6 protein-coding genes are annotated in these 16850 nt (G+C 67.2%); 2 read left to right on the top strand and 4 right to left on the bottom strand.

Annotated features, from left to right (window positions below; translation table 11 throughout):
- Window positions 1–114: 114 nt before the first annotated feature.
- Window positions 115–1389, bottom strand: a complete 1275-nt coding sequence (locus AB0L58_RS36005) for a TetR family transcriptional regulator (RefSeq protein ID WP_364394381.1) — start codon at window positions 1387–1389, stop codon at window positions 115–117.
- 131 nt (window positions 1390–1520) lie between these two features.
- On the opposite strand from AB0L58_RS36005, the gene AB0L58_RS36000 reads away from it, so the two are divergent.
- Both AB0L58_RS36000 and AB0L58_RS35995 read left to right on the top strand, forming a co-directional pair.
- Window positions 1521–2324 (top strand): enoyl-CoA hydratase-related protein, encoded by an 804-nt coding sequence (locus AB0L58_RS36000; protein ID WP_364394379.1) that lies wholly within the window; start codon window positions 1521–1523, stop codon window positions 2322–2324.
- A gap of 61 nt (window positions 2325–2385) precedes the next feature.
- On the top strand, window positions 2386–3408 hold the full coding sequence (locus AB0L58_RS35995; RefSeq protein WP_364394377.1) for an SDR family oxidoreductase: 1023 nt from the start codon (window positions 2386–2388) through the stop codon (window positions 3406–3408).
- Window positions 3409–3429: 21 nt separating this feature from the next.
- Here the strand turns inward: AB0L58_RS35995 and AB0L58_RS35990 are convergent, their stop codons facing one another.
- The 3 genes from AB0L58_RS35990 to AB0L58_RS35980 form a co-directional block, all read right to left on the bottom strand.
- Window positions 3430–4680: an Nramp family divalent metal transporter gene (locus AB0L58_RS35990; RefSeq protein ID WP_364394374.1), complete on the bottom strand. Its 1251-nt coding sequence runs from the start codon at window positions 4678–4680 to the stop codon at window positions 3430–3432.
- Window positions 4681–4911: 231 nt separating this feature from the next.
- Entirely contained in the window at window positions 4912–5901 is a 990-nt protein-coding gene (locus AB0L58_RS35985; RefSeq protein ID WP_364394391.1) for an alpha/beta hydrolase family protein, read from the bottom strand.
- A gap of 267 nt (window positions 5902–6168) precedes the next feature.
- Window positions 6169–16800 (bottom strand): amino acid adenylation domain-containing protein, encoded by a 10632-nt coding sequence (locus AB0L58_RS35980; RefSeq protein ID WP_364394372.1) that lies wholly within the window; start codon window positions 16798–16800, stop codon window positions 6169–6171.
- Between the last annotated feature and the right edge of the window lie 50 nt (window positions 16801–16850).

Below are 16850 nucleotides of genomic sequence, written 5' to 3'. Positions count from 1 at the left end.
ATGTGCGCCCGGCGCTCGAGTCGTCGAAGCGCATGCGACGAAGTCGCGAGTCTCGACGGCTCGGACGCGAGACTGAAGGGGGCCGCGAACACGCAGCGCCGAAGGCGCTGCCATTCAACACAGCACCGCCTCCATCAGAGCGCAGACTCGGGCCAGTTGTTCGGGGCGTGGGTCGAATTTGGTCAACCGGCCCACGTCGATCACCTGAGCGATGGCGGCGTGCACGCGGAAGCGCGCCTCCACCGGATCGCCGTCGAGCAGGTTGGCCCACTCCAGCACATTCTGGCGCTGGATGGCGCGCAGCTTGTGCTGTTCGGTCTGCGGCAGATTGCCGAATTCGGCGTAGTAGACCGGCATGATCTCGGGCATCGAGAAGGTGAGGCGGGCCTGGCGGTAGGCGATGCGCCGGACCGCGTCCGGACGGCTGGTGGCCTCGGCGAGCGCCTCGGTGATCGCGATGGCCACCCGGTCGCCGGTGCGGTGGAAGGCGGCGGCGAGTAGATCGGCCTTGCTGGTGAAGTACCGGTAGACGCTGGATGCGTTGATGCCGACGGCCGCGCCGATCTCCTCGATGCTCGCCTCGTGATAGCCCTGGCGACCGAAGATCCGGATCGCCTCGGTCAGCAGCTGCTCACGTTTCGAGGTGACCGGCAACCCGCGGGTCGCGGGTCCGGGTTCGGGCTCGGTCGGCGCGGGCGGCAGCTCGGCGCGCAGGATCGACCAGCTCATCTCGCGCAGCAGTGGCAGCAGCCGGGCGGTGGCGAGCGCGGTGCGATGCGCGGAGATACTGGCGATGGCACTGAGTACCCCGGCGGCGAGCATTGCCACATCGGCGGGTGGAGCGGTGGGACGCAGCAGTCCGATCGGTTCGGCCAGCGTCGCGTTGAGCGCGTCGTAGACCTTCCGGATCCGGGCGCGGTCGTCGGCCTCGAGATAGCGCCGCTCCCAGCGGTACAGTCCGGCCTCGCGGCGGATATCGATGGTGTGCTCGCTGATCGCCTTGATCAGGGCGTCCAGCCTGGCTTCCGGCCCCAGATCCGGGTCGTCCGCGGCCCGCGCGACCTTCAGCAGATGCAGTGCGCCTTCTTCGGCGGCCGCAACCAGCAGCGCGTACTTGTTCGCGAAGTGGCGATACAGCGCGGGCCCCGAGATTCCCACCTCCGCGGCGATCTCGTCGACGCCGACCGGGTAATACCCGCGCTCACTGAACGCGCGCGCGGCGGCCCGGATGATCTGGACCTTGCGATCCTTCGGGCGCCGCCGCACCGACTGGGCCGGCTCGGCACCCGTCCTGCTCCCACCCGCGTCAGGCCGCGCGGAAGCAGTGTCGTTTCGAGCGACCCGCGCGCGATCGCCAGCGATGCCGACCTCGCTGCGATCCGCGACCATGTACCTCTCCGTTCCAGGACGGCGCCGCTGGTTGACAGCGCCGGACAAATCATCCTAAGTTAACCACAATTCGCAAAGTTAACCACCATTCATGGGAATGGCCCCGCCGAATTCCACATCAGGAGCATCAAATGCCGAACCCCGATTCCGCGACCACACCCGTGGGTTTCAGCGCCGTCCACGACGGCAAGGTGCTCCGGGTCACCCTCACCAACCCCAAACGCAAGAACGCCGTCGACTACGACACCATGGTCGCACTCGGTGACGCCTTCCTGGCCGCCGCACAGGACCACTCGGTGCGGGTGATCGTACTGACCGGCGAGGGCGGCGACTTCTGCACCGGCGCCGATCTTGCCGCATCAGCCGCCGAGGCGCAGCGCGGGATCACCTCGGACATGGTGATGGACGCGGCCAACCGACTGGTGAAAGCCATTGTGGACGCACCGATTCCGGTCATCGCGCGGGTCGAGGGCGCGGCCGCGGGCGTCGGCGTCGGCATCGCACTGGCCGCCGATCTGGTCTATGCCGCCGAGGATTCCTACCTGCTGCTCGCCTTCATCAATATCGGGTTGATGCCCGACGGCGGTGCGGCCGCCATGGTCGCCGCCGCGGCCGGGCGACCACTGGCCGCCGAAATGGCTCTGCTCGGCGAACGGCTCCCCGCGCCCGCGGCCAAGGCGGCCGGGCTGTTCACCGCCGTGGTTGCGGGGGACGAACTCGATGCCAAGGTCGAGGCGGCGGCCGCCAAGATCGCCGCGGGCCCACGCCGCGCACTCGAACTCACCAAGAAGGCACTCAACGCCGCAACCCTCTCGGCACTGGACGCCGCCCTCGCCGCCGAGAAGACCGGTCAGAGCGAACTCCTCCAATCCCCCGACTTCTTCGAAGGCGCCACCGCCATGCTCACCAAGCGCAAGCCGGTCTTCGCGGACTGATCGCGGCGGAGCGTGATCCCGGACACAAGCGCGTCCACACGAGGGACTATGTTGATCGGCTATGGCTTACCTGGTTACCGGAGCAACTGGGTTTATCGGTCGGTTTCTCATTCCCGAGCTGCTGAAACGAGAGGGGGATATTCATGTGCTGGTCCGGCCGGGAGTTGATTCGGCGGACCGGTATACCTGCTGCGCTCGGGAGTGGATGGGTGGCGAGCGGGTACGGGCGGTGCGCGGGGATATGGGCGCGCCCGGTCTCGGTATCGATCCGGCCTGGATTGCCGAACATCGGGGCTCGATCGACCACATCTTCCATTTGGCGTCGAGCTATGACCTCGTCGAACGCGGCGCGACCAGACATGTCGTCGATGTCACGGCGCGATTGAAAGCCACTCTGCTGCATCATGTCTCGACGGTGGATGTGGCGGGCGGGTTCGGCGGTGTGTTCACCGAGGACATGTTCGACGCGGGGCAGATACTGAGTTCGCCCATGCAGCGGGCAAAATACGAGGCCGAGAAGATCGTGCGCGAATCCGGTTCGCAGTGGCGAATCTATCGGCCATCGATCGTGATCGGGCATTCGCGCACCGGTGAGATCGATCGAATCGAGGGGCCCTACTACTTCTTCCGGCTACTGCGGATGGCCGCGCAGCTGCCCAGGATTCTGCCGGTGCTGGTGCCGAAACTGGGCGAAACCAATATGGTCCCGGTCGATTTCGTGGCTCGCGCCCTGGCCCATATCGCGCACCGCCGCGATTCGAATGCCACCACCTACCACCTGGTGGATCCGCGCCGACAGCGCGCGGCCGAGGCGCTCAATCTGTTCGCCGACGAGGCCGGCGCGCCACATCTGGTGGAGGTGATGCCCAAGCGCACCCTCGAAATGATGCTGCGGGTCCCCGGCACGAGCTGGCTGCTGCCCCGCGTCGGCGTACCCCAGAATGTGCTGGAGCACAGCGAATTCAGCTGCTGGTTCGACTGCCGCAATGCCACCGCGGCCCTCGCGGGCACCGATATCAAGGTGCCGCCCCTGGCCGCCTACGCCCCGCTGATCTGGAAATACTGGATCGAGAACTGGGTTTGATCACCAGCGCGGCATGTTCGGCTAGCTGCCCGTGACCGTCAGGTAGATCAGAGCCACGTTCAGCAGGCTGATGATGATGGCGACGAGCCAGGCCAAGCTGGTGGTCACGCGATGGTTGACATCGGCGCCCATCAGCATGCGGTCGCTGGTGAAGCGGACCAGGGGGATCAGGGCGAAGGGGATGCCGAACGACAGCACCACCTGCGAAATGATCAGCGCGCGAGTGGGATCGATGCCGGCGGCGAGGATCAGGATGGCCGGAATCAGGGTGACCAGCCGCCGGACCAGGAGCGGAATCTTGCGATGCAGCAGCCCCTCCATGATCATCGCCCCGGCGTACGCGCCGACCGATGTCGATGCCAGACCGGATGCCAGCAGGCCGATCGCCAGCAGCAGCGCGGCGACCGGGCCGAGCGCATCGCCGACAGCGGCGTGCGCGCCCTCGAGGGTGTCGACATTCTCCCGGCCGCGCAGGGTATTCGCGGCCATCAGCAGCATGGCCAGATTGACCGTGCCCGCGAGCACCATGGCGAGTCCGACGTCGTATCTGGTGACTCGCAGCAGCCGGGTCCGCAGCGGACCGACCTCGGGCTGACCGTGGCGATCGCGGGCCAGTCCGGAATGCAGGTACACCGCGTGCGGCATGACTGTCGCACCGATCATGGCCGCCGCGAGCAGCACGCTCTCGGTGCCCTGGAAACGCGGCAGCAGACCACCGACGGTGCCGGAGACCGATGGCGGCGAAATCACCACGCTGGCCAGGAATCCGATGGCGATGACCGCGAGCAGACCGGTGATGACCCGTTCGAACGGCTTCTGCCCGCGGTGGTTCTGCACCAGCAGCAGCACCATCGAGACCACACCGGTGATCAGCCCGCCCACCAGCAGCGGCAGATCGAACAACAGCTTCAGTGCGATGGCGCCGCCGACCACCTCGGCCAGGTCGGTGGCCATCGCGACGGTCTCCGCCTGCACCCAATAGGCAAGGCGCACCGGACGACTCGACTTGGACCGCACCGCCTCCGGTAGCGACATCCCGGTGACCAACCCCAGCTTCGCGGAGAGGAACTGCACCAGTCCGGCCATCACGTTGGCCATCACGATGACCCACACGAGCAGGTAGCCGAACTGGGCGCCCGCGCTGATATTCGAAGCCACATTGCCGGGATCGACATAGGCGATGGCCGCTACGAAGGCCGGGCCGAGCAAGACACTGACAGATCTCGCCCGGGTCGTCGCGTTCCGCGCCGACTCGACCAGGGTTGTACTCATAGAACAGAATTTTACGGACTCCCGAACTTTTTGTTTAGCCCCATCTATGAAAAACAGACCGCCCTGATTGTGCGATAGCGCACAGCAGGGCGGTCGGTAGGAACGCAGCCTACTGCGGCGGTGCCCGATTCTCAGCTATGGCGGGCGGACCGAGACGACTGACTTGGTGCCACAAAAAGCACCAGGGCCCCGATCGCAAGGATCGGAGCCCTGGTGACTGTCAGGTGTCGCTCAGAGGCCGAGGCCCTTGGCGAGGGTCGGCCAGGAGGCGTGCAGTTCGTCGTTCCAGTAGCCCCAGGAGTGGGTGCCATTGGGGCGGAAGTTGAAGGTGGCGGGAATGCCGAGCGAATCCAGCTTCGCCTTCATGTTGTTGGTGCAGTAGTTGGTGCCCGCCTCGATGACACCGCCGATCAGGATCTGGTTGGCCAGACCACCGGGGCCGGGCAGGGTGTACTGACCGTTGAGGGTGTCGTACGGGCCGGGCAGACCGTTGCCGGTCGAGATGTAGAGATCCGTACCGCGCAGACCCTCGGCATTCACATAGGGGTCGTTCGCCACCCAGTCCGGCCCACCGACGGGGCCCCACATGTTCTCGACATCGCCGCCGCCCCAGACCTCGACGGTCAGCCTGACGAATTCCGAGCCGACCGGATCACTGGTCTGGGCGCAGCCGCTGTAGGCCGCGGCGGCCTTGTACAGACCCGGCTTGGCGATCGGCAGTGCGAGCACGGTGGTGCCCGAGGTGGACAGGCCGGCGATGGCATTGGTGCCGTTGGTGCCGAGCGCGCCATCGATCAGCGGCGGCAGCTCCTCGGTGAAGAAGGTCTTCCACTTGTTGCGGCCGAGTACCGGATCGTCCTTGATCCAGTCGGTGTAGTAGCTCCATTTGCCGCCGATGGGCTGAACCACATTGACGTCCTTGTCGCCGAGGAACTTCAGCGCATCGGTCTTGGCCACCCAGGACGCGCTGTCCTCGCCACCGCCCGCACCATTGAGCAGGTAGAGCACCGGACGCGGCACCGAGGCGTCGGCGGGGCGCTGCACATCGACCGGGAAGGTCCGGTCCATGGCCGCGGAGTAGACGTGCAGGCGGAGGCTGCGCTCGTCCTTGTACTCGGCCTTGGTGATCTTCGAGCCGTCCGGCGCGACCGGATTCGCCAGCAGCGTCTTCGAATCCATGATCGGATCTGCCGTCGCGGTAGATGCGCCGAAGCCGGACATGACTCCCGCGAATGCCGCGGTTGCCGCCATTATCGCCGCCGCACGTGTGCCGCGACGCCGGATCAGACTACGCATCAATTTCACACCTTCAGTTCGTATCGGGACTACGGGTGGGGCTTCACCTGGCCACGGACAGGTATTGCGGCCGACCATACGGCCTATTCTGTCGTCACAATAGTGGACATCGTTACCGCAATGTTGCTCCATCATGCCTGAGCGACCGGACTGTGATCACGGTCGCCCCGGAATTCGCGACGCTATCGATGATCAACGCACGCGCACCTGCTGACCGTGTTCGGCCAGCCCGCCGAGGGCCCGGATCCAGTGTTCGGCGAAGGTCTTGACCTCGTCACCACCGAATACCTCGGCCGCGTAGTCGAAGCGCACGAGCAGGCCGTCGGCGGTGGCGTCGGCGGTGATATCGAGCAGCAGATCCGTGGCCGGTGCGTCGGTGTGCACGCGCGCCGGGCGCAGATCTCGATAGCGCAGCGCGCACCGGCCGGTGGGGAGTGCGGTCAGGGCGGTAGCGGTATCCGGATTGAGATAGCGCAGCAGGCCGTAGCCGACCCCATAGGAAGGAACGGCGCCGGCGATCCGCTTGACCTGCTCGATCGCGACGCCCGCGGCGCGCCCGCCGACCAGCGCCTCCTGGATGTTCAGTCCCTCCAGTTGCAGCGGGAGCGGATAGTCGGTGGTGAAGGCGCCCACGAGGCTATCGGTCTCGGCCATCACCCGGCTGTCGGCGTGCAGCCGGATCACCGGGCCGATGGCTTCGGCGACGGTTTCGCCCGCGGCGGTGATCTGCGCGATGGCGAGAGCGGTGAGCAGCACTTCGTCGACGCTGGCACCGTGTGCGGCGGCCGCGGCGACGACCGCGGCGGTGCCCTCGGTGGTGATGGTCAGCGAGACCCGGCGCCGCGCGTGCAGGTTCTCGTTGGTGGCACCGGCCTTGGCGGCGGGGACCGCGCTCAGCGTGTGGTGCCACCACGCCACTTCCTCGATTGCCGCCGGGCCGCTGGCACCCTCGGACAGCACCCCGAGCAAGGCGGACAGTCCGGCCTCCGGGACGGCGGGCGTGCGGTGCCTGCCGCGCGACCAGGCCAGTGACAGTTTGTCGACGATGGTGCGCCAGGAGGTGTCGTCCACGACGAGGCCATTGGCGACGATGACCATGGTCGATGGCACCTCACGACCGCCGACCAGGACGAAGCGGATATTCCGGCCCTGTGCCGGATCGAGTTCGGTGGCGACCGCGCGCACCACATCGTCGACCGGCGGCGCTGTCTGATCGGCGCCGTATTCCAGGCTGAGGAAGGCCTCGTCGAGACGCTGTGCCTCGGCCGGGATCTCGAACACCGGATCGGTGCCCGCACCGGCACGGTGCAGGCGGACCCACAGCATCGGATGTTGTTCGAGCACCGTATCGACGGCGAATTGCACCGCTTCCGGTGAGAAATTCGACGGGATCTCGAGGGTGACCACGCGCAATTCGACACCGAAATCCAACAGCCGCACGGCATTCGGGGTCAGCGAGAGCGGGATAGCGGCGTCGTCGGGTTCGTCGGGGCGGTGCGGGACGGCGAATTCGATCGGGTCGTCGTGGATGACCGCGAACGGGACGCGCTCGGGTTGGTGGGCGATCTCGAATTCATCGTCGTCGAGTTCCAGTGCCGGGGCCTCGACCGTGGGCGGCAGGTCATCGGCCGATGCCGTGTCCTCGGTCGGCGCCGGGCTATCGATATGTATCGGGACCAGGACCGATGTCGGGTAATCATGTTCGAAGGCGGCCGGATCCTCCAGCGGTGCCGCGTATTGATATCCCTCCGGTGCCGGATACTCGTATCCGACCGGCGGCAATGTCTCGGCTTCGGTCGGTGCCATGGCCGGCTCGTCGGCGGGCTCGGGCTGCTCCGCGAGCAGTGACGCCAGCACCGGTCCGATTTCGGCGAAGGCCGCCGGTGAGGTCATCAGTTCATGGGTCGCCTCGACCGGATGCTCGTTGATCGTGCCGTCGACATACGGCCGCCAGGCCCGGGATTCGGCGGTGTGGCCGGTGGCGCTGAAGAAGTCGAGCGTGCCGTGGAAAACCTTGTGCTGATGGTTGATTCCGAGCTCCACCGAACGCACCGCGCCACGGTAGCTCTGGCGCAGGCGTCCCGGGGTCAGCAGCGCCAGTTCCGGTGGGATGTTGGCGTACAGTATCGCGAGCGCCTCTTCGGTGAGGTTTCGGATATTGGTGTCGCCCAACATATCCGGTCCGATGCCGAGTTCGGCGAAGGCCGAGCGCAGCTCTCCCCAGAAGTCGGCGATATTGCCGCCGGTGCGGCTGTCCAACATGGCGAGCAGGGCGACTTCGGCACCCGCGGACTGCAATTCGACCGCGACCGCATGCGCCAGCGCACCACCGAGCGACCACCCGAGCAGCCGGTACGGCCCCTCGGGTTGGACCGCGCGGATCTCCTCGACATAGCGCCGCGCCATGGCGTCCAGCGAATCCGGTAGGAAGTCCGATTCGGACAGCGCGGGCGATTGCACACCGAAGATCGGGCGGTCGGCGGGCAGGTACTGCGCCAGACCCGTATAGCACCAGGACAAGCCGGCCATCGGATGGATGCAGAACAGCGCCGCACCGCTGCCGTGCCGGATCGGCAGCAGCACATCGAGCGCGGCCTCGGCGTCCAATCCGTATTCGTAGGCCTCGGTTTCGTCGGCGGCTATGATGCGCTGGGTCAGCGCAGCGACGGTCGGATCGGTGAAGAACCACTGCACCTGCACGGCGATACCGGTCAGCTCGCGCAGCTTGTGCACCGCGCGCATGGCGGCCAGCGAACTGCCGCCGAGTGCGAAGAAATCGTCATCGGAGCCGACGCGGTCGATGCCCGATCTTTGGAGATCCAATACGTCGGCGTAGACATCGGCGACGGCCTGTTCCTGCGCGGTCGACGGCGCGAGATAGGGGCGCGGGGCGAACTCGGGTGCGGGCAGCGCCGCGCGATCGAGCTTGCCGACCGGGGTCACCGGCACCTCGTCGAGTACCACCACCGCCGACGGCACCATATGCCGCGGCAGGCTGTGCGCCGCGAATTCGCTGAGCGCACCGGTATCGATCGAGCGCCCCGCCACCGGAAGCACATAGGTGACGAGCATCTTGTCACCCGTCGGGGCTTCCCGACCGATCGTGACGGCGAACTCGACATCGTCGTGGCCGCCGAACACCGCATCGATCTCGCCGAGTTCGATGCGCAGACCCCGGATCTTGAGCTGGAAGTCCGTGCGACCGATGTATTCGAGTTCCCACTCGCCCGCCTCGCCGACCCAGCGCACCAGATCACCGGTGCGATACAGCCGTGCGCCGGGCGGACCCCACGGGTCGGCGACGAAGCGTTCGGCGGTCAGCGTCGGACGGTTGTGATAGCCGCGCGCCAGCGCGGTGCCCCCGAGATACAGCTCACCGACCGCCCCCGGCGGCACCGGCCGTAGCCGCGAATCCAGTACCACCATCGGCGTTCCCGGCACCGGGGCGCCGATGGTGATGCGCTGTCCGGCGATCATCTCGCTCCAGGACGCGGCCACCGTGGCCTCGGTCGGGCCGTAGCCGTTGATGAAGTGCCGTCCCGGTTGCCATTTGGCGACCAACTCCGGCGAGGTGGAATCGCCACCGCAGCACAGGAATCGGAATTCGTCCAGTCCGGCCGGATCGACGGTGCCGAGCACGGCGGGGGTGAAGATCGCGTGCGTGACCCGCTCGGTGCGCAGCAGCGCGGCCAGATCCGGTCCGCCGAGGATGGTGGACGGCACGATGACCAGCGTCGCGCCGTTGCGGAAGGTGCACAGCCACTCCAGAATCGACGGATCGAAGCTCGGCGAGCACAGGTGTAGGAACCGATGCTGTGGACCGAGTTGGAATACGGCGGTGGCGTTCTCGACGGCACCGCCGACGCCGACCTGGCTGACGGTGACGCCCTTGGGTGTGCCCGTCGAGCCGGAGGTGTAGATCACGTACGCCGGATGCTGCGGCAGCAGCGTCGCCAGCCGCTCGGCATCGGTGATCGGCGACGGCGACTTCCCGGCCACGGCGGTGTGGATCGCGGGATCGTCGAGCTGTAGCCAACTGGTTTCGGTCGAGTCGGCGGGCAGCCGCTCGGTGTAAGTAGAGGTGGTGATGCCGAGGACGGCACCGGAATCGATCACCATGTGCCGGATCCGGTCCGCCGGATAGCTCGGGTCGATCGGCACGTGCGCGCCACCGGCCTTGGCGACCGCCCAGAAGGCGGCGACCATCTCCAGGGAACGCGGGAAGGCAAGTGCGACAAGGGTCTCGGGTCCGACACCGCGATCGATCAGGACCCGAGCCAGCCGCGACGAGTATTCGTCCAGTTCACGGTAGGAGATCGAGCGACCGGCGGTCCGCACCGCGACATGTTCGGGATCGACGCTGACCGCGCTGGTCAACAGGTCCGGCAGCAGCCGGACGGCGGGCGTCGCACCGCGGCGCACCGGTGTCAGAGCCTGTTCTTCGGCCGCGCCGAGCAGCGACAGATCGCCGATCGCCGCGTCCGGCCGGGCGACGATTTCGGTCAGCAGCCGGGTGAACCGGGCGGCGAACATCTCGATCGTCTTGTCGTCGAACAGATCCCGCGCGAAATTGAACTCGCCGCGCAGGCTGTCCTCGGCGGTACCCGGCGCCCACATGGCCAGCGAAAGATCGAATTTCGCGGTGTCGACGGCGAAATCGAAGGTCTTCGCGTGCAATCCGGGCAGTTCGAAGGTGCTGGCAGGCAGGTTCAGATACGACATCGACACCTGGAACAGCGGGTGCCGTGCGGTCGAGCGCGGCGGATTCAGCAGTTCGACCAACCGCTCGAATGGCAGGTCCGCATGCGAAAAGGCCTGTAGGTCGATGTCTTTGGCCTGGGCGAGCAAGTCGCCGAAACTGCGATCGTCGGGTACCCGCAGCCGCAGCACCAGCGTATTGACGAACATGCCGATCATGTCGTCGAGTTCGGCCGCGCCGCGACCGGCCACCGGGGTGCCGATGGCGATATCGTCGGTGCCGGACATACGCGCCAGGAACACCGACAGCGCGGCGTGCACCACCATGAACATGGTGACGTTGTGTCGGCGGGCCAGGCGCACCAGACCGGTGTGCACCAGCGGGTCGATCTCGAATTCGGTGCGCCCGCCGGTGAATGTCCGCAGCGCCGGGCGCGGCCGGTCGGCGGGCAGGTTCAGTTCATCGGGCAGGTCGGCGAGCGCGGTCCGCCAGTAGTCGGCCTGGGCCGAGATCAGACTCTCCGGATCGTCCTCGGAGCCGAGCACAGTGCGTTGCCAGACACTGAAATCCGCGTACTGCACCGGCAGCGGCGCCCACCCGGGCAGTTCACCCGCGCTGCGGGCCGAGTAGGCCAGCATGACGTCGCGGACCAGCGGCGTCATCGACCAGCCGTCGGCGCCGATGTGATGGGCGACGAACACCAGGATGTGCTCACCGCTATCGAGCCGGAACAGCGTGGCGCGGAAGGGCACCTCGGCGGTGACATCGAAGCCCGCAGCGACGATCTGCCGCACTTGCTCCAGCGCGGCCGATTCCGCGATCGGAATCGGGACCAGATCGATCGGCACTTCGTTGGGTGCGAGCACCTCCTGCACCGGTCCGTCGGCGGTCTGCGGGTAGACGGTGCGCAGCACCTCGTGCCGCGCCACCATGTCCGCGACCGCCGAACCCAGTGCGACGACGTCGAGTTCGCCGGAGAGCCGGATCGCCACCGGAATGTGATAGACCGCCGAGCCGGGGTCGAACTGGTTGATGAACCACATCCGCAACTGCGCCAGCGACAGCGGGATCTGCTCCGGCCGCAGCCCGGCCACCAGCGGCTGTTGCCGACCGGAACCGGCATGGGTTTCGACCTGGGCGGCGAGTCCGGCCACGGTCGGTGTCTCGAAGATCGAGCGCACCAGCACCTTGGTGTCCAGTGCGTCGCCGATCCGGGCCGCCACCTGCGTGGCAAGCAGCGAATTACCGCCCAAGGCAAAGAAATCGTCATCGCGGCCGACGCGCGCCGCACCGACCACATCGCCGTAGACACCGGCCACGATTTCCTCGACCGGTGTCGCGGGCGCGCGGTACGCCTGGGTCTCGAATGCCGGATCGGGCAGCGCGGCGCGATCCAGCTTGCCGTGCGCATTGCGCGGCAAGGCCGTCAGTGTGACGAATGCGTTGGGCATCATGTACGACGGCAGCACGGCGGCCAGCGCCGCCTTCAGTTCGGCCGCGACCACCGGGATCGCCGCATCGGCCGGTACGACGTACGCCACCAGCCGATCACCCATCCGCGCATCGGATTTGACTCCCACCGCGGCCTGCGCGAGCTCGGGCCGGGCGAGCAGCGCGGTCTCGATCTCGCCGGGTTCGATGCGGAAGCCGCGAATCTTCACCTGGAAATCGGTGCGGCCGTGGTATTCCAATTCGCCGTGCCCGTTCCAGGACACCAGGTCGCCGGTGCGGTACATGCGAGCGCCCGGTTCGAAGGGACTGGCCACGAACCGCTCCGCGGTGAGATCGGCCCGCTCGAAGTAGCCGCGCGCCAATTGCGCACCGGCCAAGTACAACTCGCCGGATACGCCGACGGGCACCGGTCGCAGGCGTGAATCCAGTACGTAGACATGACTGTTCCACTCCGGCGTACCGATCGGCACCGAGTGCGTGTCGGCCTCGGTCACCCGATGGCTGGTGATCGAGACCGCGGCCTCCGTCGGGCCGTACAGATTGGACAGTTGCGCGCCGTTGTCCTGGCGGAATCGCTGTGCGGTGCTGGCCGGTAGCGTCTCACCGATGGCCAGAACCCGGCGTAGCGATCGGGACAGCCGGCCCGTCGACAGGGCGTCCAGCATCGACGGCACGGCGTGCAGGGTCGTCACCGACTCGCGTGCCATCAATTCGTTCAGATAGGCCGGATCCCGATGACCATCCGGCGCGGCGATGACCACCGTGCCACCGCATACCGCCGCCGTCCAGAACTCCCAGACCGACAGGTCGAAGGTGGCCACCGTCTTCAGCAGCACCACATCATCGGCGCCGAGACCGAATTCGGCCGTCTCCCAGAGCAATTGGTTGACGATCGCGCCGTGCGGAACCGCCACCCCCTTCGGCTGCCCGGTCGAACCCGACGTGTAGATCACGTACGCGGTATTGCCCGGCAGCAGCGCGCCGCGGCGTTCGTGCGCGGTGAGCGGGGCATCCGAGTAGTGCGACAGGTCGAGCTCATCGATCGTCACGGAATCGACGGCGTCGGTATGGAAGCCGTCGGGTACGGAGCTGAGCAGGCAGACCGGTCGCGCGGCCCGCAGGATGTGCTCGACGCGTTCGGTGGGCTGATCCGGATCGATGGGGACATACGCCGCACCGGATTTCGCCACCGCGTACATGGCGACGATCAGATCGACGGACCGGCGGATGCCGAGTGCCACCCGATCCTCCGGGCGCACACCGCGCTCGATCAGATACCGCGCCAACCGGTTCACCCGGGCATCGAGTTCGCCGTAGCTGAGCTTGTGCCCCGGCTGATCGGCGACCACGGCCACCGCATCCGGCGCGGCGGCCACCGTCGCATCCAGCAGCGACACCAGGGTCGCCGTCGCATCGATCGGGTGCGCGGTGTCGTTCCAGTCCGCCAGCATCCGCGCACGCTCGGCACCGGTCAGCAGCTCGATCTCGCCGACCCGCACCGACACATCGGCGAGCACGGCATCGAGCACCCGGACGAACCGGTCGGCGAAGTTCGAGACCGTCGTCTCGTCGAACAGGTCGGTGGCATAGCCGAAGTCGGCCACCATCCCGGCGGGCGCGCCGTCCTCGGTGTAGTGGTCGGCCAGTGAGACGTGCAGATCCGTCTTGGCCAACTGCAGCTCGACATCGACCGTGGTGACCGAAAGTCCGGGCAGCTCCAAGGTGGTTTCGGCCAGGTTCTGGAAGGAAAGGCCCACCTGGAACAGCGGATTGCGGGCGATCGAGCGAACCGGATTCAGCGCCTCGACGATGCGCTCGAAGGGCACATCGGCATTGGCGAAGGCCTCGAGATCGCGTTCGCGCACATCGGCGAGCAGGGCGGCGAAGGTGTCACCCGGACGCACCCGCGTCCGGAACACCAGCGTGTTGACGAACATGCCGATCAGATCGTCGAGTTCGCGCTCACCCCGACCGGCGATGGGCGTGCCGACCGCGATGTCGTCGGTGCCCGACAGTCGTGCCAACAGCACCGCGAGCGCCGCGTGCACGACCATGAACAGCGAGGCGTGATGGGCCCGCGCCAGCGCATGCAGTCGCGCGTGCCGATCCGCCGAGATCTCGAACCGCACCGATCTGCCCTGGAATGACTGGGCCGGTGGGCGCGGACGATCGGTCGGCAGCTCCAACTGGTCCGGCAACTGTGCCAAGGTCCGCCGCCAGTAGGCGATCTGCCGTGCGGCGGGCGATTCCGGATCGTTCTCGTCGCCGAGAACCTCGCGCTCCCACAGCGCGTAGTCGGCGTACTGCACCGACAGCGGCTGCCACTGCGGCGCCTGCCCGTGCATCCGCGCGGCATACGCGACCATGAGATCGCGGGCGAGTGGGCCCATCGATGCGCCGTCGGCCGCGACGTGGTGCACGGTCAAGGCGATCACATGTTCGTCCGGCGCCAGGCGCAGCAGCGCGACCGCGACCGGAACCTCGACCGTGACATCGAAGGTCAGCACGGCGAATTCCATGATCCGGCGTACCAGTTCGTCCTCGGTCACCTCGACCGGCACCATGGCGAACCGCGTCTCCGGCACCGGATGGATGATCTGATGCGGCCGCCCGCCGGTGCTGGGATAGGTGGTCCGCAGTACCTCGTGTCGGGACAGCACATCGCCGATGGCCAGTCCGAGCGCCGTCGCATCCAGGTCACCGGTGAGCCGCACGGCGAGCGGGATATTGTCCACCGCCGACGTTTCGGTATCGAACTGGTTGAGAAACCAATATCGCTGCTGCGCCAGCGACAGCGGAATGAACTCGGGCCGCTCCCCCGCGACCAGCCGCGGCCGACTCCGGCCGGATCCCGCGGTGCGTTCGACCACGGCGGTGAAGGCGGCGACCGTCGAGGCGTGGAACAGATCGCGGACCGCCAGCTGGGTATCCAACGCGGCATCCAGCCGTGCGGTCACCCGGGTGGCCAGCAGCGAGTTGCCGCCGAGTTCGAAGAAGTCGTCGTCCAGGCCGACGCGCGCGACACCGAGCACGTCACCGAAGGTGCCCGCGACGATCTCCTCGACCGGCGTCGCGGGTGCGCGGAATACCTTGGCCGCCAAGACCGGCGCGGGCAGCGCCCTGCGGTCCAGTTTGCCCATAGGTGTCAGCGGCACCTTGTCGAGCACCGTAATGCTCGCGGGCACCATGTGGGCCGGCAATTTCCGCTCTACCAGGGCCTTCAGCTCCACCACATCGACGGTCCAGCCGTCGACGGGGTGCACATACGAGGCCAGTACGGTGCTTCCGCTGTCGAGTTCGTGCCCGACGGTGACCGCGAAATCCACGCGATCATATGCGCCGAGTACCGCGTCGATTTCGGTGAGTTCGATGCGGAAGCCGCGGATCTTCACCTGGGAGTCATTGCGGCCGAGGAACTCCAGTTCGCCGGTCGCGGTCCAGCGCACCAGATCGCCGGTGCGGTAGAGCCGGGTGCCCGGTTCGAACGGGTTGGCCACGAATCGGGTCGCGGTGAGCGCCTGTTGGCCCAGGTAACCGCGCGCCAGTTGCGCACCGGCGACATACAGTTCGCCGACCACCCGGTTCGGCACCGGCGCCAGCCGATCGTTGAGCACATATGCGGCGATGCCGTGGATCGGCGGACCGAGGGTCACCGGTTCCCACGGCACCATCGGCGCGGTGATGTTGGTGGCGATGGTGGCCTCGGTCGGACCGTAGGCGTCGAAGAATTCGCGCAGCAGCCCACCCGCGATCGGTAATACCCAGCGCCGCACCAACTGCGGCGGGCAGGCCTCACCACCGGTCACCACGACCCGCAGTTCGTCGAGTCCGGCGGGCTCCACCGAGGCCAGTGCCGCGGGGGTCACGAAGGCGTGGGTCACCCGCTCGCGCCGCAGCACCGCGGCCAGTTCCGCACCGCCGTAGACGGTCGGCGATACCACCACCATGGTGGCCGCACCGCCCAATGCCAACAGCAGTTCCAGCACCGACGCGTCGAACGAGGGCGAGGCGAAATGCAGTGTCCGGGCGGCGCTTGTCACCCGGTATCGGGTCCGCTGCTCATCGCAGAAACCGGATAATCCCTGGTGGGTGACCACTACGCCCTTGGGGACGCCGGTCGAGCCCGAGGTGTAGATGACGTAGGCCGGATGTGCGCCGTGCAATGGTCGCACCCGATCCTGATTGGTCACGCGGTCCGCCGGATACTGCTGTAGCAGTTGCGCGGTGATCGGGTCATCGAGCGATAGCCATTCCGCATAATCGGGCAGGTCGCGGCGGACCACGCTGACGGTCAGGCCGAAGCTCACACCGGAGTCGGTCAGCATATGCGCGACCCGATCCGCCGGATAGTGCGGATCCACCGGCACGAATCCGGCGCCGGTCTTGGCCACCGCCCACACCGCGAGCACCGAATCCACCGACCGGGGAACGGCCACCGCGACCAGATCCTCCGGTCCGACACCACGCTCGATGAGCAGGCGCGCCAGCCTGGTCGAACGCTCATCCAACTCGGCGTAGGTCAGCTCGCCGGAAGTGGTATCGGCATCGGCGAATACGACGGCGAGGCCGCCGGGATTCGCCTCGACGGCGGCCGCCAGCAACTGCGGCAGGGTGATGACGCGCGTGCGCTGTCCCCGTGTCCGTGCCGGTCGCACCCGGGCTTGGCGCGTCACTCGAGCACCGCTTCCTCATGCCGACGTTGTGCAACCACCCGAAACATGAA

It is taken from the genome of Nocardia sp. NPDC052112 (assembly GCF_040680135.1).
GTDB lineage: Bacteria > Actinomycetota > Actinomycetes > Mycobacteriales > Mycobacteriaceae > Nocardia.
Note: the sequence above shows the minus strand (reverse complement) of the source record. Positions and strands in the feature narration are given on the sequence as shown.